A 20,104-nucleotide genomic window follows, 5' to 3' on the forward strand; every position below is an offset into this window, starting at 1 on the left:
CGTTAGGGAGTCGTTAGGGACGCCTGGATGGGCCCGGGCCGGTGCTTGCATGACGACGTGACCATTGCTCCCGCGAAGCCGACGAGCGTGCGGACCTGGCTCTTCGCCCCCGGTGCCGCGCCTGCCGAGGCAGACCACCTGGGCCCGTACGCCGACGAGCGCCGTCTCGAGAAGAGGCACCCGTGGTGGAAGGTCATGTGCCTCACCGGCGTCGACTACTTCTCGACCCTCGGCTACCAGCCCGGCATTGCGGCACTCGCCGCGGGAGCCCTGGCCCCGATCGCCACGATCGTGCTGGTGCTGCTGACGCTCTTCGGCGCGCTGCCGGTCTACCGCCGGGTCGCGGCGGAGAGCCCGCACGGCCAGGGCTCGATCGCCATGCTGGAGCGGCTCCTGCCCTTCTGGCGGGGCAAGCTCTTCGTGCTGGTGCTGCTGGGCTTCGCGGCCACCGACTTCATGATCACCATCACGCTGTCAGCTGCGGACGCCTCGGCACACCTGGTCGAGAATCCGAACGTCCCCGGCGTCCTGCACGGCCAGGAGCTGGCGATCACGATCGCGCTGGTGGCGCTGCTCGGAGCGGTGTTCCTGCGCGGCTTCACCGAGGCGATCGGGATGGCAGTCGTCCTGGTGATCGTGTACCTCGCGCTCAACCTCGTCGTCATCGCGGCGGCGCTGTGGCACGTGGCCGAGCACCCGCACGTCATCGGTGACTGGACGTCGACCCTGACCCAGGAGCACGGCAGCCCGCTCGCGATGGTGGCGATGGCCCTGATCGTCTTCCCCAAGCTGGCGCTGGGACTCTCCGGCTTCGAGACCGGCGTCGCGGTCACCACCCACGTCGAGGGCGACCCGGGCGAGAGCGACGCGCGCCCGGTCGGCCGGATCCGCAACACCAAGAAGCTGCTGGCCGCGGCCGCCGTGATCATGAGCGTCTACCTGATCGCGAGTAGCCTCGTGACCACCTGGTTGATCCCGGCCCGCGAGTTTCAGGACGGGGGAGCGGCGTCCGGCCGGGCCCTGGCCTTCCTGGCCCACGAGTACCTGGGCAATGTCTTCGGCACGGCGTACGACGTCTCGACGATCGCGATCCTGTGGTTCGCCGGGGCGTCGGCGATGGCCGGCCTGCTCAACCTGATCCCGCGCTACCTGCCGCGCTACGGCATGGCCCCCGAGTGGTCGGCGGCCGTGCGGCCCCTCGTCCTCGTCCTGACCGGCATCGCCGTCGTCGTCACGTGGATCTTCCACGCCGACGTCAACGCCCAGGGCGGGGCCTACGCGACGGGGGTCCTGGTGCTGATCACCTCGGCAGCGGTCGCGGTGACGCTCTCGGCCCGCCGCGCCGGCCAGCGGCGACGTACGGTCGCCTTCGCGGTGATCGCGCTGATCTTCGTCTACACGACGCTCGACAACGTCACCGAGCGCCCCGACGGCGTGAAGATCGGCGGCCTCTTCATCGCCGCCATCGTTGCGGTCTCGGTCGTCTCGCGGCTGGTGCGGGCGTTCGAGCTGCGGACCACCGAGGTGCGCCTGGACGCGACCGCGCGGATGTTCCTGCGCGACTGCGCGCGCCGCAGCATCCGGCTGGTCGCCAACGAGCCCGACGCCCGGGACCACGAGGAGTACCGCCAGAAGATGCGGCAGATCGTGGACGACAACGACCTCCCCGACGCCACCGACGTCATCTTCGTCGAGGTCACGGTCACCGACCCGTCCGACTTCGCCTCGGTGCTCGACGTGCACGGGGAGGTGCTGCACGGGGAGTACCGCGTGCTCTCGATGGCCTCCCCGAGCGTGCCGAACGCCCTGGCCGCCCTCCTCCTCGACATCCGGGACTCGACCGGTGTGCGCCCGCACATCTACCTCGAGTGGACCGAGGGCAACCCGGCCCTGAACTTCCTGCGCTTCCTGCTGTTCGGCGTCGGTGAGGTCGGACCCGTGACGCGCGAGGTGCTGCGACGGGCCGAGTCCGACCCGCACCACCGTCCCCATGTGCACGCGGGCTGAGCCGGCCGGCTCGCAGGACCGGCTTGGGGGGGGCAAACGCGGGGGATTCGGTCGCGATCGACGGCTTCCGGCCGCGTTTGCCCCGCGTTACGTGGCCCGCCCGGAGGCTCACAGCTCCCAGGTCGACGGGTGGTCGTGATCGGGCTCGTAGCGGCAGGTGAAGCCGGTCCGGACGTGGGTGGCCAGGTGGCGGCCCACGACCGGGTCGGCCGTCGTGATCGTGTCGATGGCGTTGGCGATCGCCTTGCGCACGGTCACCCGGGCGCGCTCGTTGGTCCCGCCGGTGTGACGGGCCCGCCCGCCGAGCCCGGTGGCCGCCGAGACCTCGGCGACCAGGGCGTCCCGCTCCGCGACCAGCGCCTCCGCGCCGGTCGCGTCGCCGCTGACGTCGGCCGCGTCGAGCGCGTCGTCGAGCTCGAGGAGGCGGCGGCGGTAGGCGGCCAGTGCGGTCCCGTCGGCACGGGGGCCGAGGTCGCCCTCGACCACCGCGCCGCCTGCGAGCGACAGCGCGTCGATGCCGTCACCCGGCCGGGAGAGCAGGGCATGCAGGTGCTCCATCCCCTTGCGGGTCGGCACCGGCGTCGTGGTCCCGGCGTGGCCGACTAGCCAGGTGCCGGGTGGGCCGGGGCGCAGCGTCATGCGCGTGTCACCGTCGACCGGCAGTCCGGGCGCCGACGCCTCGAGCCGCTGGCGCCACCACGTCGCACCGATGCGCGCGTACGTCGCCAGCGCGTCCGCCCGCAGCCGTGCGGCCCCGGCATGATCGCCGCGCACGTCCGCGGCCCGCGACAGCGTGTCGTCGGTGACCCCGTGGAACATCACCCCGCCCGAGGCGACGACCGGCCTGCCGGCGTACGGCGTGAGCAGGGGCTCGACCCGGCCGACCAGCTCGGTGTCGCCCGCGTGCAGTGCGACGTCCAGCACGAGCTGGAGGGTCGGCAGGTAGCTGAAGTCGCGCGGCAGTGCGGCCAGCACGCCTGCATCGAAGGTGGCCGCCAGTGCGCCGGCGCGCCCGACATCACCGGCACCGAGCCACATCCAGGCCGCCTCGGCGTAGAGCTCCCGCACGCCCTCGGCGACCGCGAAGTCCTCCGCCATGCGCGCCAGCTCGGCGGCCGTGGTCGGGTCCCCGCTGTGGACCGCGGCGTAGGCGCGCATGCTGGCGACGACCAGCCACCCGTCGGCCAGCCCGGCCTGCTCCGACGCCCGGTCGGCGACCGCCACGAGCTCGGCGGCGGTGTCCGTCCTGCCCCGCATCAGGTCGAGGGTGAGCCGCCGTGACGCGGCGAAGAACAGGGCCCGGGACGACTCCTCGCCCAGCAGCTCCAGGGCGCGCATCTGCCGGTTCATCGCCGGCAGGTCGAGCAGCTCGAGGGCGACCGTGAGCAGCCACAGGTGGGCCCGGGTCCGTGCCTCCGGATCGCTGAGGTGGGCCGTCACGTCGTCCAGCCGTCGCGCCAGCTCACTGCGGGCGGGCAGCTCGTCGGGTCCCCAGTGCGTGGCGAGCGCGGCGTCCAGGGCATCCGCCAGGAGCACGCCGTCGCCGGTCGCCGTCGCGTGGCCGAGGGCGGCGTCGGCGAAGGGGACGGCGCGGGTGTGGGCCCCGGCGTAGGCCCAGCACCGGGCGAGGGTGGCGCCGAGCCGGGCGCGGACGTGGTCGTCGGTGGAGGCCTCGTAGGCCTCGTGGAGGACCGCGGGGATCCGGCCGGGCTCGGTGCCGAAGACATAGCTGTCGGCCAGGCGGAGTGCCTGGCGCACCGGCTCCGGGAGATCCCCCGCGGTGGGTCCCACAAGGTCCATCGTGGCATCAGGGGCGCAGCAGGGTCACCGTGTTCGCGTGCTCGCGCTGACGGGCCTCGTCCCAGTCGCCGGTGCAGTAGAGCGTGAAGTCGCAGACCGCGCCGCTCTCGTCGAGGTCCATCACGAACCCCTCCCGGCAGTACCACTCCTGGCCGCCGTCCTCCCAGCGCTCCTCGAGCTTGACCAGGTAGCCGGTCTCGGTCGGGGTGACCCGCTCCAGCCGGACGCGCCCGGGCTGGGGGTGCAGCCGCCGCCGGCCGGCGATCAGCTCGTCGGCCCCGTCGGTCTGGACGCGCCAGTGCGGGAAGGTCAGGTCGCCGAAGACGGTGGGCGCGAAGAGGCCCTCGGGGGCCTCGCCCCCGCTCTCGAGGAATGCGACGAACTTGTCGACGCTGGTCCGGATGGCCGCGGGTGAGGGCATCGTCGAGGTCGTCATCACGCACCGGCCCCTGCAGCAGCGAGGTTGCGCTCGACGGCCGCCATCGTCTCGCCGAGGAGGTCGCTCGGGCTGAACTCGACGATGCTGGTGCCCGCCGAGAGGAGCGGCACGTGCCCGGGCCCGGCGTAGTAGGCGTCCCCGGCCCCGTAGGTCTCCTCGTGGTCGGCCCACCGGAACGTGACCTGGCCGGACTGCACGACGCCCCAGTGCGGGCACGGGCAGCGGTCGTCCGGCAACCCGGCGAAGAGCGGCGCCGGGTCGACGTCCTGCGGGAAGGTCTCGAAACCGACGGTGTAGCCGCCGAGGTCGGCGTACCGGCCCTCGATCTGGGGAAGGTCGACGGCCACCGGGGTCGTCAGCTTGCTGGCACTGGGCATGGTGTCCTCCTGGGTGGTGGTGCTGTCACCCTGGAGGCGTGACTTCCCGGGTCACATCGTGACCGGACGACGGAACACCGCTCAGTTGGGACTCGTCCCGCCCCGCGGTGCGAAGCCGTGCCGGAGTGCCCACTGGACCGCCTGCGACCGGTCTGCCGCCCCGATCTTGCGGTAGGCGCCCCGGATGTAGGTCTTCACCGAGTTGATGCTGAGGTAGCAGCGCTCCGCGATCTCGGCGTTGCTGAGCCCGAGGGTGATGAGACCCAGCATCTCGACCTCCCGCCCGGTGAGGGTGCTGTGGTCGCCCAGGCGTGCGTAGGTGCCGCCCAGCTCCCCGCTGGGGATGAAGTCACCCTCCAGCTGACCCGCCGCAGCCGCCTCGACGACAGCCAGGAAGTGGGCGGCGTCCGCCTCCAGCGAGACGCACCCGTCAGCCCCGCGGGCGAGCGCCCGGGCGGCGAGGTCGGGTCGCAGGTCTCGGGCCAGGACGACGACCGCCGCGAGGGTCTCCTTGACGAGCCGGTCGAGCTCGCCGGTGTCGCCCTCGAGCAGGCCGATGGCGTCGTACACGATGACCTCGGGCTCGGGGTCGCCGGGCCCGGTGGGGAAGGGAACCAGGACGGCACGCCCCGGGTGCTCAGCGACCAGGGCGGCGATGCCGTGACGGGTGATGTCGTTGGTTCCGATGACGGCCAGTCTGGCGGGACTGACGGACATGGAGCTCGTCCTCCTCGGTGTGGGGTTGCCCGAGACCTCTCGCCGTCCTTTTTCCCCACCGCGGTTCCACTCCAAACCGGTGAGTGACGTAGTCCCCACGAGACGCCCCGGGGTGCAACGCACCAGGGGGCAAACAGCGCGGATTCCGCCGGAGAACCGCGATGTCGGCTGCGTTTGCCCCCCGGTGCGTTCGCCGCTGGTCAGGCGGTGTCGGCCGCGTCCTCGGCCTCGGACGGCTCGGCGTCCAGCAGCCGGTCGCGCAGCGCCACCAGCCCGGAGACCGCCTCGAGGAACCGGGTCGTGCTGTCGCCGACCTGGAGGTCGTCGAAGTAGTGGTGGCGCATGGCGACGCGGGCCAGGTGGTGGACGTCGTGCTCGAGGCGGCCCGCGATGAGGGCGGTCAGCTCGGCCACGTCGACCGTGTCGACGACGTCGGCGCAGCGGCTCACCGGCACCTCGGTGCGGAGGCGCTCCGGGTCGTGGTGCCGGTCGGTGAGGAAGATCGGCTTCTCGGTGCGGAGGTAGAGCCAGTCGAGGCCGACCGAGGAGACGTCGGTGACGATCGCGTCGCAGTCGGGCATCACCGCGAGGATGTCGCCGACGACGATCGCCTCGTGCCCGGCGCCGGGCTCGCGGCGGGCGGCGTCGGCGACCAGGTCGAGGATCGCCCGGTGGGCCGCACGCACGGCCGGCGTCACGCTGCTGGCCACCTTGGGGTGCGGCTTGTAGACCAGCCGCACGTCCGGCACCGCCAGGATCGCGCGGACGACCTCGGTGCCGACGGTGTCGAGCGAGGTGTAGTCGTTGTACTCCGCGTCGCCCTCCCACGTCGGCGCGTAGAGGACCGTACGACGGTCGCTGGGGGTCAGCAGCGGCTCGGGACGCAGGTCGAGCTGGGGCCGTCCGGTGCGCACCAGCCGGCGCTCGTCGAACTCCATCAGCCCGGCCGCGTGACGGCGTACGGCGGCCTCGCCCGCGACGAAGACCCGGTCGTAGGCCTTGGCGTTGTTGCTCGCCATGCTCTGCTTGTCGCTCTCGCCGTGGTTGATGTGGGCGTGCAGCGACCGGCCGTTGATGAGCGACTGGAAGTTGAGCATGGAGTTGTTGCAGTAGAGGACGACCTGGGCGTCGAGCTCGGCGTAGAGGTCCGCCAGCTCGGGGAACGACGGGGCGCAGAAGACCGGCAGGGCGGTCCTGGCCCGCAGCACGGTCGCGGACTCCGGATCCCGGACGACGATGCCGACCGGGTGCTGGACGTGCAGGAGCTCGAGGACGGGGAGCCACTGCGTCAGCTGGTAGGTCCGAGTGGGGTCGTCCGCGAAGTAGGCAATGACGGAGACCTCATTCACTCCACGAGCCTAGTCGGCCTGTCCATGCGTGGGACCGACGGTCCCCTGGTTCAGGCGAGGGTGCCGGTGGCGTAGGCGTGGCTGGCCGCGACGATGCCGAGGACGACGGCCAGCTCGTCGTCGTCCCGGGGGCCGTGGATCAGCATGAACCCGGGGGAGAGGCGGGTGCCGGCCCACATGTGGGGCCGTCCCCAGCCCCGGGTCGAGACGTCGGCGGCCAGGTCGGTCGGCAGCACGACGTGCAGCGATCCGTCGTACGCCGGGTGCAGGTGGGCGAACTCGCCCACCTGGGGCACGAGGAAGGCCTGCTCGTCCGGGGAGCCCTCGCGCAGGGTGAAGCCCCGCGCGCCGGGCACCGAGATGCGCGACGGGCCGACCTCCACGCCGGACAGCTGCCGGACCTGGTCGAAGAGGCGCTCCTGGAGCTCCGCCGGAGCGTTCTGGGTCTCCTGCTGCTGGGGGATCGTCCAGGACACCCGGGGCCGCTCGCCGCGCCGCTCGGGGAGCACGCCGCCGGGCAGGGTCGGCCAGGCCACGTCGGTGCGCGGGCCGGCCGGGGTCGCGGTGCGGTGGTCGACGAACGCGATCCGGTGGAGGAGCCAGTCGCCGAGCTGGTGGACCGCCTCGGCGGTCAGCTGGTGACCGCCGGGCTGCCGCAGCGCAACCGTGGGAGCGCCCGACTCCGACAGCAGGTAGGACCAGGTCCGGTCGAGGAGCTCGCGCGGGATGACGTGGTCGCCGTCGCCCTGCGCGACGAACACCGGCAGGTTGGCCAGTCGGCCGGGCTCGGTGGCCAGGCCCGCGTCGAACGGCAGCGTGCCGTAGAGGATCGCGGCACCGGCGTACCGCGCGGGGTCGTCGAGGACGAGGCCGCCGGCGAAGGCGGCGCCGCCGCTGAAGCCGACCAGGACGACCGGGCGGCCGTCCGGGGCGACGCCGTCGAGCCAGGAGCGGAACCAGTCCATCGTGGAGCGCAGGGAGTCAGCCACCGGACGGCCGATGCCGCGGTTGGCGAACCATGCGAAGCCACCGGCCTCGGCGATCGGGGCCCGGACCGCTGCGTAGGCCGGTCCGACCGGCAGGTGCGCGGCCAGTCCGACGATGTCGTGCTCGTTGGACCCCCGGCCGTGGAGCAGGACGACCAGGGGAGCCGTCGGGTCGGTGCTGCCGTGGGTCTCGACGACCGGCGGCGCGAACGTCGTGGCACTCATGAGGGGTCCACCGGGACGAGCTCGGCGGCCGTGCGGACGCCGGCCCACCGGCGTACCTCGCCGGGGAGGTCGAGCCGGTCGACGGGAGCGGCGTTCTCGAAGTCGCCCCAGCTGGCGCGGGGCAGCATCCACATCACCTCGAACTCGTTGCCGTCCGGGTCGTGGGCGTAGACGCTCTTGGTCGCGCCGTGGCTCGACTCGCCGGTGAAGGCGCCGAGGTTGGCCAGCGTCAGCCGGGCCTCCTCGAGCTCCTCGATCGTGTCGACCTGCCACGCCAGGTGGTAGAGGCCGAGGGACCCGTGCGGGCGGGGCGGCTGGGCCCCGACGCCGAACAGGCCGAGGTCGTGGTGGTTGCCGGACCGGGGCAGGCGCAGGAAGGCCGCGTTGGCCCGGGCCTCCCGCGCCATGATCACCATGTCGAAGGCCTGCTGGTAGAAGGCGATGCTGCGCTCCAGGTCGGAGACGAACAGCACGGCGTGGTTGAGGCGTACGGCGTTGACGGTCATGGGGACGTGGCCTTTCTGGGGAGTGGGTGGGTGGTCAGGCGACGACGCCGAGGCCGCCGGTCCAGGACACCTTCTCGCCGACGGCGAGGGTGAGCTGCAGGAAGCCGAGCGCCTCGAGCTCGCGGGCCCGCGACAGGGCGCCGGCGTCGACGGCCTTCAGGCCACCGGAGGTGATGACCCCGGCGAGCTCGGACTTGGCGTCGGCGTCGTCGCCGGCGATCAGGACGGTGGTCGGGATCGGGCCGACGGTGCCTGCGGCGAGGGTGCCAGCGAAGGTCGTGTTGAAGGCCTTCAGCACGCGCGACTGGGGGAGCGCGGCGGCGATCTGGGCGGCGGCGGAGCTGTCGGCGGGGACGACGAGCGCGTCGAAGGTCTCGAAGTTCAGCGGGTTGGTGATGTCGACGACGACCTTGCCGGCGAGGCTCTCGCCGCGCTGGGCGATGACGTCGGCCACGGCGGGGTAGGGGACCGCGAGGACGACGATGTCGCCGCTGATCGCGGTGCCGGTGTCGGACTGGCCGAGCAGTTGGACGGTGTGGCCGCCCTTGCCGGCGACCGCGGCGATGGCCTGGCCCATGTTGCCGGTGCCGATGATGGAGAGGTGTGCCATGAGGTGCTCCTGGGGGAAAGAGTAATTGGTTGTTGCTTCAACTAACACTCTACACGGTTTGGTTGTTCCGTCAACTAAAGGGCTAGGCTGTGCCCATGGAGACCCGATGGTTGGCCGAGGACGAGAGGGCCGCGTGGCTGCGGCTGGTGGCGGTCGTCGAGCTGCTCCCCGGCGTGCTGGACTCCCAGCTGCGGGAGAGCTCGGGGCTGACGCACTTCGAGTACTTCGTGCTCGCGATGCTCTCCGAGGAGCCGGAGCGGACCCTGCGGATGACCTCCCTCGCGCAACGCACCAACGCCACGCTGCCGCGGCTCTCGCACGTCGTACGACGCCTGGAGGAGCGGGGCCTGGTGGAGCGCTTCCCCTGCCCCGAGGACGGGCGGGCCACGAACGCACGGCTCACCTCCACCGGGTGGAACGCCGTGGTGGCGGCCGCCCCCGGGCACGTCGACACCGTACGCCGCCACGTGCTCGACCCGCTCACGCCCGCCCAGGTGGACCAGCTGCGGGAGATCGGCGCGGCCCTCCTGACGCGGCTGGACCCGGACGGGCGCCTGAGCGGGCTCTACGACCCCGACCGGAGCGGTGTCTGACTGCCTTCATCCGGCGGGCCGTCGTCGACGCGCCTCCACTGGCGCCTGCCCGGACCGCAGGAGGGTGAGCGCCGCGGCGGCCGAGCCGGGGACGGCCACGGCGTCGGACTCGACGTACCCGAGCCTGGGGCAGATCCGGCGCCACCCGTTGTCGTGAGGACCGGACGCGGTCACTCTCGTCCCATGGACGAATACGACGTGGTGGTGGTCGGCGGAGGCGCCGCCGGCCTCTCGGCGGCCCTGGTCCTCACCCGAGCCCGCCGCCGCGTCGCCGTGGTCGATGCCGGCGAGCCGCGCAACGCGCCCGCGGCACACATGCACGGTTACCTCGGCTCTGACGGGCTCCCGCCCGCCGACCTGCTGCGGACCGGCCGCGAGGAGGTCGCCGGCTACGGGGGTGAGCTGATCGCGGGCCGCGCCACCGCCCTCGCCCTGGTCGGATCGGCGCCCCCCGCGCGGGGGCACCGGCGCTGGTTCGACGTCCGGCTCGAGGACGGGAGCACGCTGCGCACCCGCCGCGTCCTGGTCACCACCGGGCTGCGCGACGAGATCCCGGACGTCCCGGGTGTGCGGGAGCGCTGGGGACGCGACCTCCTGCACTGCCCCTACTGCCACGGGTGGGAGGTGCGCGACCAACCACTCGGGGTGCTCGGCGGCACCCCCGAGGCCGTCGCCCACGCCCACTTGGTGCGCGAGTGGACCGCCGACGTCGTGCTCTTCACGCACGGCAGCCGGCTCACCGCCGACCAGCGCGAGCAGCTCGTCGCCCGCGCTGTCGGCGTCGTCGACGAGCCCGTCACCCGACTGGTGGTCGAGGACGACCGGCTGACCGGGGTCGAGCTCCGGTCCGGCCACGTCGTCCCCCGCGCCGCCGTGTTCGTCCGCCCGCATCTCGTGCCGTACGACGACCTCCTCGTCGGTCTGGGCTGCGGGTCCCGCGACGACGGCTGGGTGACCACCGACCCGACGGGCCTCACCAGCGTGCCCGGCGTCTGGGCGGCCGGGAACGCCGTCGACCCGCGCGCCCAGGTCATCACCGCCGCCGGTGAGGGCTCCGCGGCGGCGATCGCCATCAACAACGACCTCGTGGAGGAGGACTTGCCGATCGCCGTCGTGAACTACCGCCTCGGTCTCCCGATCTGACTGGCCCACGGATCACCATCGCGCTCACCAGCTTCGTGGTCGGCCCGATCCCGTCGCTGAAGATGATCGGGCTGGTGCTGGTGCCCGCCGCGATGGCGCTCCTCGGCGACCGGAACTGGTGGCGCCCCGCCTGGCTCGACCGGATCCTGCCGCACGTCACCGTCGAGGGACCCGGCGTCGAGGCGGCGTACGACGAGCTCGCCGGCACCACCGAGGAGGAGCTGGTCGGCCGCTGACGACCGCGTGGCAGAGGCCCCCACCGGGTGGACGGTGGGGGCCTCTGGTGACGCCGGGGGTCAGGAGATGATCGCGTCGATCGTCTTCTTGAGCGCGCTGGGCTGGGAGGGACGCTTCGGGGCCGTCTTGCGGGCCTCGATCATCTCGGCCCCGATCTCCTGCAGCACCGTCCGCCCCAGGCCCTCCCGGACCTTCGGGAACCACTCCTGCTCCTCCTCGTCCATGTGGTGCCGGACGTTCTCGATGAGCACGGTGGTCTTGGCGACGAAGCGCTCGCTGTCGGGCTTCATGGCGGCCAGCTCGACCACGAGGACGTCGGCGACGTGGTGCTCCTCGTAGGACTCCAGGACGTCGTCCTCGACCTCGGGGAGCAGCTCGCGGACGCGGGGGTACATCACCTCGTTCTCGAGGTAGGTGTGGACCGTCAGCAGCTCGATGATCCGGTCGACGGCGGCGCCCTTCGCGGCGTACGCCTTGTCGCCGGCCTCCTCGAAGTCGGTGAAGGCCTTGCGGATCAGCTGGTGCTCGTCCTTGAGCAGGACGATGGCATCGGTGGACATGGGGTCTCCCTGGATCGGCTGCGGGGGAGCGGGTGCTCCGGGAGTCCCGTACCCCGCCGCGGCGAAGGTGACCTCGCCCCTCCGGGTGAAGCCGACGCGCGGCGTCAGCCCGGACGCACCGGCTCGTCCACGTCGATGGTCGGACGCCGGCCGGGGCTGTTGGCCTCGATGTCGGCGATCGTCGACTCCATCAGGTCGTGGACCAGGCCGTTGAGGGCGCGGCAGACCGCGAGCTCGTCGCCGATCTCGGGGACCTCGGGGTCGCTCGGGTTCCGTCGGGCGGCTCCGACGCTGCGCAGCTCGGTGCCGAGACCGGTCCGCAGGACGGCCTCCGCCCTGGTGTGCGGCCCGTCCTCGAACAGGAAGAGGTCGATGGTCCACTTCGCCGTGTGCATGGCTGGTCCTTCCGTCGCTCCGTGCTCCGACTCTCGTCGTTGCGGGGGCGCGGCCGACAGGGGCCAAGGTCCGCCGGCTCAGGGCACTCGGGCCGGTCAGCTCCCGCCGGCGGGCAGGGCCTCGAGCAGGATGTCGGGGTTGTCCCGGGCGGTGACCATGGCGCGCCACTGGTCGACGAACAGCGCCAGCCGCGTGCCGTCGCTGCGCTGGAGGACCTCGACGCCGCGCATCCCGGACAGCTTCGCGGCGCCGGCGGCGTCGGTGATCCGGGCGACCTGGTAGTCGAGCCGGGAGAAGCGGATCGGGGCGTTGAACTCGTTGGTCATCCGGTCCTCGACGACCTCGAACTGCATCGGACCGACCGCCGCGAGCACCGGGGTCTGGTCGCCGCGCAGGTCGGAGCGCAGCACCTGCACCACGCCCTCCTGGTCGAGCTGCTCGATGCCCTTGCGGAACTGCTTGTAGCGGCCGATGTCGCCGGCGCTGGCGGTCACGAAGTGCTCGGGGGCGAAGGTCGGGACGGGCGGGTACTCGATGGCGTCGCCGACGTACACCGTGTCGCCGACGCGCAGCGCCTGCGCGTTGACGAAGCCGATGATGTCGCCGGGCTCGGCGTTCTCGACCGAGGTCGTCTCGCGGCCGAAGACCGCCTGGGCGAACTTCGTCGCGAACGGGCGACCGGTGGAGGCGTGGGTGACGACCATGCCGCGCTCGAACGTGCCGGAGACGACGCGCGCGTAGGCGAGCCGGTCGCGGTGGGCGTTGTTCATGCCGGACTGGACCTTGAACACGAAGGCACTGAACTCGTCGTCGACCTGGCGGACCGAGCCGTCGACGCCCGCCGTCGCGCCGGGCTCCGGCGCGAGGTCGAGCAGCAGGTCCAGCAGCTGCGCGACGCCGAAGTTCTGGAGCGCCGAGGCGAACATGACCGGCGTCGTCTCGCCGGCCAGGAAGCGCTCCTGGTCGTGGTCGGCCTCGTCGAGGCCGAGCAGGTCGTGCTCCTCGACCGCGGCGGCCCACACCTGCGCGTCGTTCTCCTCGACCTCGTCGGCCGTCATCCGCCGCTCGGGGGCCCGCGTGGCTCCACCGGCGGTGCGGGTGTACTTCACGAACTCGCCCGTACGACGGTCCAGGACCCCGCGGAAGTCGCCGGCCTCGCCGACCGGCCAGGTCAGGGGAGTGGGGCGGAGCTTGATCTTCTCCTGGATCAGGTCCATCAGCTCGAGGGCCGACAGACCGGGCCGGTCCCACTTGTTGATCACGGTGATCACCGGGATGCCGCGCAGCGCGCAGACCTTGAACAGCTTGAGGGTCTGCGGCTCGAGCCCCTTGCCGGCGTCGACCAGCATCACGGCCGAGTCGACCGCGGACAGCACCCGGTAGGTGTCCTCGGAGAAGTCGCTGTGGCCCGGGGTGTCGACCAGGTTGATGACGTGGTCGCGGTAGACGAACTGCAGCGCCGCGGACGTGATCGAGATGCCGCGCGCCTTCTCCATCGCCATCCAGTCCGACACCGTGGCCCGGCGATCGCCCTTGCCGTGGACGGCGCCCGCCTCGGTGATCACGCGGGCGTGCAGCGCGAGCGCCTCGGTCAGGGTCGACTTGCCGGCGTCGGGGTGGCTGATGACGGCGAAGGTACGGCGGGGGCGGGTGTCGGGCACCGAGCGAATCTACCCGCCGGAGGCCCGCACCCGGGCATCCGCCGGAGCACACGAACGCCGCCCGGGGCCGGGTGGCCTCGGGCGGCGTTCGCGCTGGGGTGAGTGCTGCCGGGTCAGACCGGCTGCGCCACCGGACGAGTGGTGCTCTGGTCCGCGGCGACCGCAGTGCGGCGGGCGTGCCACAGGCCGAGCGCGACGAGCACCAGCAGGATGGCCCCTCCGGCGAAGGACGCGATGGCGGCGATGCCGGCGATCGTCCCGACCGTCGCGAACGCGTAGCCGTAGAGCAGCAGCCCGCGCAGGGTGTTGCCCATGAAGAGCGTCTGGCGCAGCTGGCCGAGGGCCTGGCCGTCGGCGGAGGCCTTGTCGGCGTCGGACAGCCCGATGTACTCACCGCTGACGTCCTCGTAGGTCCGGTTGCCGCTCGCCTCGTTCATGTGCACGAGGATGTAGTGGTCGGCGAAGGCCTTGGCCTCCGGGCCGGTGTCCAGCTTGCTGCCGGAGTACTTCTTCAGCGCCGAGGCGTCGGCGGACGGGAGGCCGGTCAGGGCGTCGCCGCCGGGCATGGTGATGTCCTGCATGATCAGCTGGGTGTGTACCTGGTCACCGATGAAGCCGTTGGCCCAGGTCAGCAGCCCTCCCGCGATCAGCAGGAAGCAGGCCAGGGCCAGACCGATCCACGAGACGAGCTTGTCGAGTACCGAGCGCATGTTCGTTTTCCTCACGTCAGTCCGGGTGGGCTGTCCACCCGAGGACGACGCTAGGGACGCGGGCAGGGTGCGCCACAGGGCACAGCGACCGCACTCGCGGGGCCGTAGGTCCCGTCGCGGCGGGACGTCCGTCAGCCGAGGACGACGGTGGCGACGTACGAGAGCAGGTTCACCCCGATGAAGCTCAGCGCGATCACGGCGCCGATCACGGCCGGGACGCGTCCGTCCGGACGGCCGAGCCGCATCGCCCGGCGTCCCTGGGTGACCGCGAGGACCCCGGGGACGGCGAAGACGACGAGCGCGGGTACGCCGGCGACCAGTACCTGCCAGAGCGCGGGGTCGGCCGGGCGGCCGTATCGGCCGGTGACCGGCGTCGAGACGCGTGCTGCTGGGCCGACATCGGCGGGCCTGCTCGCCTCGGGGCTCACCCTCAACCTCAACCTAGGAGCCCCGGTGCCCGGTGCGGTGCCGTCGAAGGTCCCGGTTGCGCCGGCGTTGGGCCCGGGTCGATCAGTCGTCGGGGTCGAGGTCGACGGGATCGCCCAGGGCGATGCTGCCGCCGGCGAGCACCCGGCACACCGAGCCGCCGCGGCGTCGCAGGGCCGCCTGGGCGCCGTCGCCGATCGTGTCGTCGAGGAGCTTGCAGGGCGCGGCGACGCGCACGACCTCGAGGAGGACGCCGCCGATGCGGAGGCGGCTGCCGGGTGCGGCCGGGACGACCCCGTCGGAGATCGTGATGTTGCGTCGGGTCAGCTCCGGTGGCACAGGCGCCCCGAACGCCAGCGAGGCCTCGAGCAGGGACTCGTGGCTCTGCACGGTGACCTGCCGGTGCCGGGCGCCGTGGTAGCGGTCGTCCACGATGCCCCGGCCGGTCTCGACCTCGATCCGCTCCTGCGCGCGCATCGGCAGACGGCTGCCCTTGGCGGTGTGGAGCGCGTGGACGGTGGGCACCCGGTCAGCCTAGGAGGCTCCCAGGGGGAGGGTCAGCGGCCGCCCGAGACGTCGAGGAAGGCGCCAGTGGTGAAGGATGCGGCGGGGCCGAGGAGCCAGGCGATCGCCTCGGCGACCTCGTCCGGCCGGCCCGCCCGACCCATCGGCTGGGTCGGCCCGAGCCGGGCGGCCCGCCCGGGGTCGCCGCCGCTGGCGTGCATGTCGGTGTCGATGATGCCGGGCCGCACGACGTTGACCCGGATGCCGTCCGCGGCGACCTCGAGGGCCAACCCGCGGGACAGGGTGTCCAGGGCGGCCTTGCTGGCCGCGTAGTCGACGTACTCGTGGGGCGAGCCGAGCTCGGAGGCGCGGGAGGAGACGTTGACGATGGCGCCGCCGGCGCCGCCGCGGGCGGTCGACATCCGGGCGACCGCCTCGCTGCAGCAGGCCGCGGCCCCGAACACGTTGACGGCGAAGACGCGCTCCCAGCGGTCCCGGTCGACGGCGTCCATCCGGCACTGCTGCTCGAGGACCGCCGCGGCGTTGACGAGGCCGACGACGCGGCCCAGCTCGTCGGCCGCGGCGAACAGGGCCCGGACGTCGGCGGGGCTCGCGACGTCGCAGCGCACGACGCGCACCTCCGCCCCCGCACCGGCCAGCTCGGCCGCGAGCGCGTGGGCGGTGTCGTCCTGCGACCGGTAGCCCAGGCAGAGCGCCTGGCCCGAGGCCGCGAGCCGACGCGCGGTGGCCGCGCCGATCCCGCGCGTGCCGCCCGTGATCACGACGACGTCGTGCTCCATGTCAGCCCCCTGTCGAGGTGGGTGGTCCCCGAACCCTCGCACGCCCCACGGACCACCTGCACGGGAGATACGTAGTCGCCTCCGTAGTCCCTCGGAGGTCCGGACGGGCCGCAGACGTCACGATCGAGGTACGACATCGCAGTCGTACTGGAGCTCTTGGGAGGGATGCCCCGATGCACGAACCGTCACCACTGCCCACGCTGTTGAAGATCTCGCTGGTCCCCGACGCGCCGTACCTGTTTCTCGACCTGGGGGGAGAGCTCGACCTGAGCGGAGTGGGAGAGGTGCCGATGCACGCGTACGCCGATCGCCGGGACATCACGACGGTCTTGGTCGACCTGGGCGAGCTCACGTTCTGCGACGCGACCGGACTCCGGACGCTGCTGTCCTTCCAGCACGCGCAGGAGGAGCTCGGCCGGACCGTCTCCGTGGTCCGGGCCAGCCCGGTCGTGTGGCGGCTGATGCGGATCTGCGGGCTCACCGAGCGGCTGGAGTTCACGCCCCAGCTGGACACGGCAGTCTGAGCACGTGGCGCGGAGAATCGTCATGACCTGCGACCTGTGCGGCCTGACCCCGACCGACGAAGTGCAGCACCGGCAGTGGCACGGTGACCTGACGGCGAGCCAGCGCCTCGGCGCCGCGGCCCGCGGCACCTACACGTGCGACCGCTGCTTCGCCCAGGTGAAGCGCGCCCACCGTGACGCGCACACGCACTGGCACGCGGTGCTCATCGAGCTGGCGCGCGCCGTCGACCGCACCCACCACACGCGGGCCTGAGGCCCGTCAGGAGCGCCGGGCCGCTAGCTCGACCACCCAAGCGGCGACCTGGGTGCGCGACCCGAAGCCGAGCTTGCGCAGGGTGTTGTCGACGTGGGTCTCCACGGTGCGCTGGGAGATGACGAGCTCCTCGGCGATCTCCCGGTTGGACAGTCCGCGCCCGACGAGCTGGGCCACCTCGAGCTCGCGACGGGTCAGCGGGACCTGCTCCTCCACCGAGGTGGTCGGCTCGACCGTCCGGTCCAGGGCCAGCGCCAGCACCTCGTCCTCGGGCAGGGCGGCGCCGCGGGTGAACGCGGTCCGGAAGGCGGGAGTGCCGCGGTCGATCCCGGCGCGCTCCTCGCTCAGCCGGCGGTTGACCGACAGGTAGGGCACGGCGTCCGGGTCCACCCCGAGGTGGCGCCAGTGGGCGTCCGCCGCGCCCAGCAGCGTCGCGGCACGCTCGGTGCGGCGCTCCGCGGCCGCCACCCACGCGAGCACCTCCAGCACGAACGCCGTGGCCGAGCGGTCGCCGAGCTCGGCGCTCATCACGAGCGCCCGCCGCTCCAGGTCCGCGGCCGTCTCCGCGTCCCCGCGGAGCAGCGCGAGCATCCCCAGCGCGGACAGGGCGTAGGAGCGGACGTGCACCTCGCCGACCGGCTCGGTGAGGTCCACGCATGCCTGGAGGGTCACCCCGGCCCGGTCCAGGTCGCCCACGAAGGCGTGGGACAGGCCGAGCACGAGCACGGCCGTCACCTCGAGCATCCGGTCACCGGACGCGTGGGCCGAGGCCACCGCCTGCTCCAGCGACACCAGCGCCTCGTCCGGGGCGCCCCGCCAGCTCGCCTCGAGCGCGCGGGCGACCAGCAGCCGGCCCCGCGTCGCGTCGCCGACGGGGTGCTCCGCGATCACCGCGTCGGCCTTCTCGAGCAGTGACCGACCCGCATCCGGGTCGCCCTGGAGGGTCGCGGTCCAGCCGGCGAGGGCCAGGGCGCGGACCCGGTTGTCCGGCTCGGCGTCGGCGGCCTCGCAGGCCCGGGCCAGCCAGTGCCGCGCCTCGCTCACGCGCCCGGTCACCGCCCACCAGGGCTCGAGCGAGGCCACCATCGCCAGGGCCTGCGCCGCATGCCGCGGGTCGGCGACGGCGTACCTCAGCGCCTCGCGGAGGTTGGCGTGCTCGCGCCGCAGGGTGCGGTACGACGTGGCCTGGCCCGGACCGAAGAAGCCGGCGACCGCGGTGCCGACGAGGTCGGCGTACCACGCCAGGTGCCGGTCGCGCGTTGCCCGCAGCTGGTCCTCGGTCAGTGCCTCGCGGGCGTACTCCCGGAGGGAGTCGAGCATCCGGAACCGGACGTAGGAGGCACCGTCGTCCTCGCGGGTCAGCACCGACTTGTCCAGCAACCCGTCGACGAGGTCGAGCACGTCGCCGGCGTCGAGGCCGTCGCCGGCGCAGACCTCCTCGGCCGCCTCGAGGGGGAAGCCGCCGGTGAACACCGACAGCCGGGCCCACAGCAGCTGCTCGTCCGGGGTGCACAGCTCGTGGCTGGCCTCGAGCGAGGCCCGGAGCGTGCGCTGCCGGGCGGGGGCGTCGCGGGCGCCCTTCACCAGCAGCCGCTGCCGGTCGTCGAGGCGCTCGAGGATGCCCTGCGGCGAGAGCACCAGGATCCGCGCGGCGGCCAGCTCGACGGCGAGCGGCACCCCGTCGAGCGCCTCGCAGAGTCGCGCGATCGCGACGGCGTTGTCGTCGGTGAGCCGGAAGGACGGCAGGGCGGTGGCCGCGCGGGTGGCGAACAGCGCCTGGGCGTCCTCGGCCGGGAGCGGCCCGACGGGCACCACGACCTCGCCGGTCACGCCGAGCTGCTGGTGCGAGGTGGCCAGGACCCGCAGCCGGGGCGCCGCGGCGAGCAGGGCCGCGACCAGCGACACGGCGGCGTCGAGCATCGCCTCGCAGCCGTCGAGGACGAGCAGGCCGGCGCGGTCGGCCACCGCGGCCGCGACCTCGTCGGCCGACGCACCCCGGGCCTGGACCCCGATCGCGCCCGCGACCGAGTGCCCCAGCAGGTCGGCGTCGACCAGGTCGGCCAGGTCGAGCACCCAGGTCTCCTCCCGGCGCGCCCGGCCGTGGTCGGCGGCGGCGGCGCGGGCGAGCGTGGTCTTCCCGATCCCGCCCGGACCCGTCAGGGTGACCAACCGTGCGGAGCCGAGGGTGCTCCGCAGGTCGGCCAGCTCCTGACGGCGCCCGACCAGGTCACCGTGACGCGAGGTCACCAACGTCCGGCCACCTCCTAGTAGCCGAAGGGCTTGGCCATGCCGAAGTCGTAGGCCTCCGGGGGAGCGTCGGCGTAGTGCGCGCGGCAGAACCGGTCGCGCGCGACGGGTGAGCTGAGGCCCGGGACGTAGGACTGGGTGGCCAGGATGCCCTTCGCCGCCTGCGTGGCCGCCGCCTCGATCGAGGCCGCGACCTGGGCGCGTGCGTCCGGCGTCGGCGCCGACACCAGGGCCTCGGCGTTGCGCCAGGCGGTCTCGCGCCACTGCGAGACCAGCTGGAAGAGCGCGAGGTTGCTGATGCCGTAGGGGTCGTCGCCGTCGTCGACGGTGGGGTCGAAGCGCGCCGCGAACTCGGCGATCAGCGGCTCGGTGGCGGTGTAGAGCCACCGCTCGACCGCGTCGTAGTCGGGCTTGCGCGAGGACCCGTCCGGGGCCACCAGCCCGACCGCCGCGAGCACGAACGGGAGGTCGCGGTTGATGTGGGCGTTCATGCCGAGCAGCAGGCTGCCCGTGCCGGTGACGCGCTCGTCCCGCGAGGCGTCCAGGGCGATCTGCCAGGCCTGCGGCACGGCGGCGCGGTTGCCGGACTGGTAGTTGTAGTAGGCGTCGGTGAAGTACTTCGCGAAGACCGCGTCCTGGTGGTTGGCGAACGGCACGTCCGCGTAGTAGCCGGAGATCGCGCGGCTCCACCCGTAGGTCTGCGTCATCCGCAGGTAGGCGCGGGCGAAGATCGCGTTGTGGGAGCAGCTGGTCGCCGTGTCGTCCGCGACCCGGGCCAGCTCCTTGAGCGTCGCCTTCAGGCACTTGTCGCGGCCCGCGACGCAGTCGTTGTCGCTGGTCGGGACGTACTGGTCGGTCCACCCGGCCAGGTACGCCGACCACGGGACGTTGGGCTGGGTGGTGCCCGCAGACGCCGGCGGGCCGGTGGCCGCGAGCGCGGCGAGCAGGGCTCCCGCAAGGACGCTCCCGGTCCATCGGGCCGTCCATCGGGCCGTCCGTCGGGCACGGCGATGTGCGCACTTCCTGAACAACGT

Annotated in this window: 23 protein-coding genes; 6 read left to right on the plus strand and 17 right to left on the minus strand. The window is 73.0% G+C overall.

Going from position 1 to position 20,104, the window contains the following annotated elements:
* The first annotated feature begins 57 nt into the window (after nucleotides 1-57).
* Nucleotides 58-2,007 carry an amino acid transporter gene (locus EJF31_RS01050; RefSeq protein WP_307718960.1) on the plus strand — a complete coding sequence of 650 codons (1,950 nt, stop codon included), beginning with the start codon at nucleotides 58-60 and terminating at the stop codon, nucleotides 2,005-2,007.
* Nucleotides 2,008-2,115: 108 nt separating this feature from the next.
* Here the strand turns inward: EJF31_RS01050 and EJF31_RS21695 are convergent, their stop codons facing one another.
* From EJF31_RS21695 to EJF31_RS01090, 8 genes are all read right to left on the minus strand, one after another.
* The gene (locus tag EJF31_RS21695; RefSeq protein ID WP_185736097.1) at nucleotides 2,116-3,798 is read right to left on the minus strand and encodes a hypothetical protein; all 1,683 of its coding nucleotides are present in this window, start codon (nucleotides 3,796-3,798) and stop codon (nucleotides 2,116-2,118) included.
* A gap of 16 nt (nucleotides 3,799-3,814) precedes the next feature.
* Nucleotides 3,815-4,246: a hypothetical protein gene (locus EJF31_RS01060; RefSeq protein ID WP_373994679.1), complete on the minus strand. Its 432-nt coding sequence runs from the start codon at nucleotides 4,244-4,246 to the stop codon at nucleotides 3,815-3,817.
* Nucleotides 4,243-4,623 carry a cupin domain-containing protein gene (locus tag EJF31_RS01065; RefSeq protein ID WP_125035258.1) on the minus strand — a complete coding sequence of 127 codons (381 nt, stop codon included), beginning with the start codon at nucleotides 4,621-4,623 and terminating at the stop codon, nucleotides 4,243-4,245. The genes EJF31_RS01060 and EJF31_RS01065 overlap by 4 nt, the downstream gene beginning before the upstream one ends.
* An 81-nt stretch (nucleotides 4,624-4,704) precedes the next feature.
* Nucleotides 4,705-5,340: a response regulator transcription factor gene (locus EJF31_RS01070; protein WP_125035259.1), complete on the minus strand. Its 636-nt coding sequence runs from the start codon at nucleotides 5,338-5,340 to the stop codon at nucleotides 4,705-4,707.
* A 200-nt stretch (nucleotides 5,341-5,540) separates the two neighbouring features.
* On the minus strand, nucleotides 5,541-6,689 hold the full coding sequence (locus EJF31_RS01075) for a CDP-glycerol glycerophosphotransferase family protein (protein WP_125035260.1): 1,149 nt from the start codon (nucleotides 6,687-6,689) through the stop codon (nucleotides 5,541-5,543).
* 50 nt (nucleotides 6,690-6,739) lie between these two features.
* The gene (locus EJF31_RS01080; RefSeq protein ID WP_125035261.1) at nucleotides 6,740-7,900 is read right to left on the minus strand and encodes a luciferase family protein; all 1,161 of its coding nucleotides are present in this window, start codon (nucleotides 7,898-7,900) and stop codon (nucleotides 6,740-6,742) included.
* A complete protein-coding gene (locus EJF31_RS01085) occupies nucleotides 7,897-8,406 on the minus strand; it encodes a VOC family protein (protein ID WP_125035262.1) in 510 nt (169 codons plus the stop codon). The genes EJF31_RS01080 and EJF31_RS01085 overlap by 4 nt, the downstream gene beginning before the upstream one ends.
* A 34-nt stretch (nucleotides 8,407-8,440) precedes the next feature.
* Entirely contained in the window at nucleotides 8,441-9,016 is a 576-nt protein-coding gene (locus EJF31_RS01090) for an NADPH-dependent F420 reductase (RefSeq protein WP_125035263.1), read from the minus strand.
* A 95-nt stretch (nucleotides 9,017-9,111) separates the two neighbouring features.
* Here EJF31_RS01090 and EJF31_RS01095 point away from each other — a divergent pair, with 95 nt between their 5' ends.
* The 3 genes from EJF31_RS01095 to EJF31_RS01105 all read left to right on the plus strand — a co-directional run bounded on the left by EJF31_RS01095 (nucleotide 9,112) and on the right by EJF31_RS01105 (nucleotide 10,988).
* Nucleotides 9,112-9,609, plus strand: coding sequence for a MarR family winged helix-turn-helix transcriptional regulator (locus tag EJF31_RS01095; protein WP_125035264.1), 498 nt, complete (start codon nucleotides 9,112-9,114; stop codon nucleotides 9,607-9,609).
* A 183-nt stretch (nucleotides 9,610-9,792) separates the two neighbouring features.
* Nucleotides 9,793-10,752, plus strand: coding sequence for an NAD(P)/FAD-dependent oxidoreductase (locus EJF31_RS01100; protein WP_125035265.1), 960 nt, complete (start codon nucleotides 9,793-9,795; stop codon nucleotides 10,750-10,752).
* Between the two features lie 35 nt (nucleotides 10,753-10,787).
* Nucleotides 10,788-10,988, plus strand: coding sequence for a hypothetical protein (locus EJF31_RS01105; RefSeq protein WP_221767412.1), 201 nt, complete (start codon nucleotides 10,788-10,790; stop codon nucleotides 10,986-10,988).
* Between the two features lie 60 nt (nucleotides 10,989-11,048).
* Here EJF31_RS01105 and EJF31_RS01110 read toward each other — a convergent pair whose 3' ends face one another.
* The 7 genes from EJF31_RS01110 to EJF31_RS01140 form a co-directional block, all read right to left on the minus strand.
* Nucleotides 11,049-11,549, minus strand: a complete 501-nt coding sequence (locus EJF31_RS01110) for a hemerythrin domain-containing protein (RefSeq protein ID WP_125035266.1) — start codon at nucleotides 11,547-11,549, stop codon at nucleotides 11,049-11,051.
* A 104-nt stretch (nucleotides 11,550-11,653) separates the two neighbouring features.
* Nucleotides 11,654-11,944 (minus strand): DUF1876 domain-containing protein, encoded by a 291-nt coding sequence (locus EJF31_RS01115; protein ID WP_125035267.1) that lies wholly within the window; start codon nucleotides 11,942-11,944, stop codon nucleotides 11,654-11,656.
* A gap of 96 nt (nucleotides 11,945-12,040) precedes the next feature.
* Entirely contained in the window at nucleotides 12,041-13,606 is a 1,566-nt protein-coding gene (locus EJF31_RS01120) for a peptide chain release factor 3 (RefSeq protein WP_125035268.1), read from the minus strand.
* 113 nt (nucleotides 13,607-13,719) lie between these two features.
* On the minus strand, nucleotides 13,720-14,316 hold the full coding sequence (locus EJF31_RS01125) for a hypothetical protein (protein ID WP_125035269.1): 597 nt from the start codon (nucleotides 14,314-14,316) through the stop codon (nucleotides 13,720-13,722).
* Between the two features lie 131 nt (nucleotides 14,317-14,447).
* The gene (locus EJF31_RS01130; RefSeq protein ID WP_125035270.1) at nucleotides 14,448-14,744 is read right to left on the minus strand and encodes a hypothetical protein; all 297 of its coding nucleotides are present in this window, start codon (nucleotides 14,742-14,744) and stop codon (nucleotides 14,448-14,450) included.
* 82 nt (nucleotides 14,745-14,826) lie between these two features.
* Complete coding sequence (locus tag EJF31_RS01135; RefSeq protein WP_221767413.1) at nucleotides 14,827-15,267, minus strand: MOSC domain-containing protein; 441 nt, start codon at nucleotides 15,265-15,267, stop codon at nucleotides 14,827-14,829.
* Between the two features lie 32 nt (nucleotides 15,268-15,299).
* Nucleotides 15,300-16,046, minus strand: coding sequence for an SDR family oxidoreductase (locus EJF31_RS01140; protein ID WP_125035271.1), 747 nt, complete (start codon nucleotides 16,044-16,046; stop codon nucleotides 15,300-15,302).
* Between the two features lie 173 nt (nucleotides 16,047-16,219).
* Here EJF31_RS01140 and EJF31_RS01145 point away from each other — a divergent pair, with 173 nt between their 5' ends.
* Together EJF31_RS01145 and EJF31_RS01150 are read left to right on the plus strand one after the other, a co-directional pair.
* Nucleotides 16,220-16,570 carry an STAS domain-containing protein gene (locus tag EJF31_RS01145; protein WP_125035272.1) on the plus strand — a complete coding sequence of 117 codons (351 nt, stop codon included), beginning with the start codon at nucleotides 16,220-16,222 and terminating at the stop codon, nucleotides 16,568-16,570.
* A 22-nt stretch (nucleotides 16,571-16,592) separates the two neighbouring features.
* Nucleotides 16,593-16,823: a hypothetical protein gene (locus tag EJF31_RS01150; RefSeq protein WP_125035273.1), complete on the plus strand. Its 231-nt coding sequence runs from the start codon at nucleotides 16,593-16,595 to the stop codon at nucleotides 16,821-16,823.
* 6 nt (nucleotides 16,824-16,829) lie between these two features.
* Here EJF31_RS01150 and EJF31_RS22240 read toward each other — a convergent pair whose 3' ends face one another.
* Nucleotides 16,830-19,070, minus strand: coding sequence for a LuxR C-terminal-related transcriptional regulator (locus EJF31_RS22240; protein ID WP_185736098.1), 2,241 nt, complete (start codon nucleotides 19,068-19,070; stop codon nucleotides 16,830-16,832).
* Between the two features lie 17 nt (nucleotides 19,071-19,087).
* Nucleotides 19,088-20,101 carry a DUF5995 family protein gene (locus EJF31_RS01165; protein ID WP_221767414.1) on the minus strand — a complete coding sequence of 338 codons (1,014 nt, stop codon included), beginning with the start codon at nucleotides 20,099-20,101 and terminating at the stop codon, nucleotides 19,088-19,090.
* Nucleotides 20,102-20,104: the final 3 nt, after the last annotated feature.

This window comes from Nocardioides sp. LS1 (genome assembly GCF_003865225.1).
GTDB classification, from domain to species: domain Bacteria; phylum Actinomycetota; class Actinomycetes; order Propionibacteriales; family Nocardioidaceae; genus Nocardioides; species Nocardioides ginsengisegetis.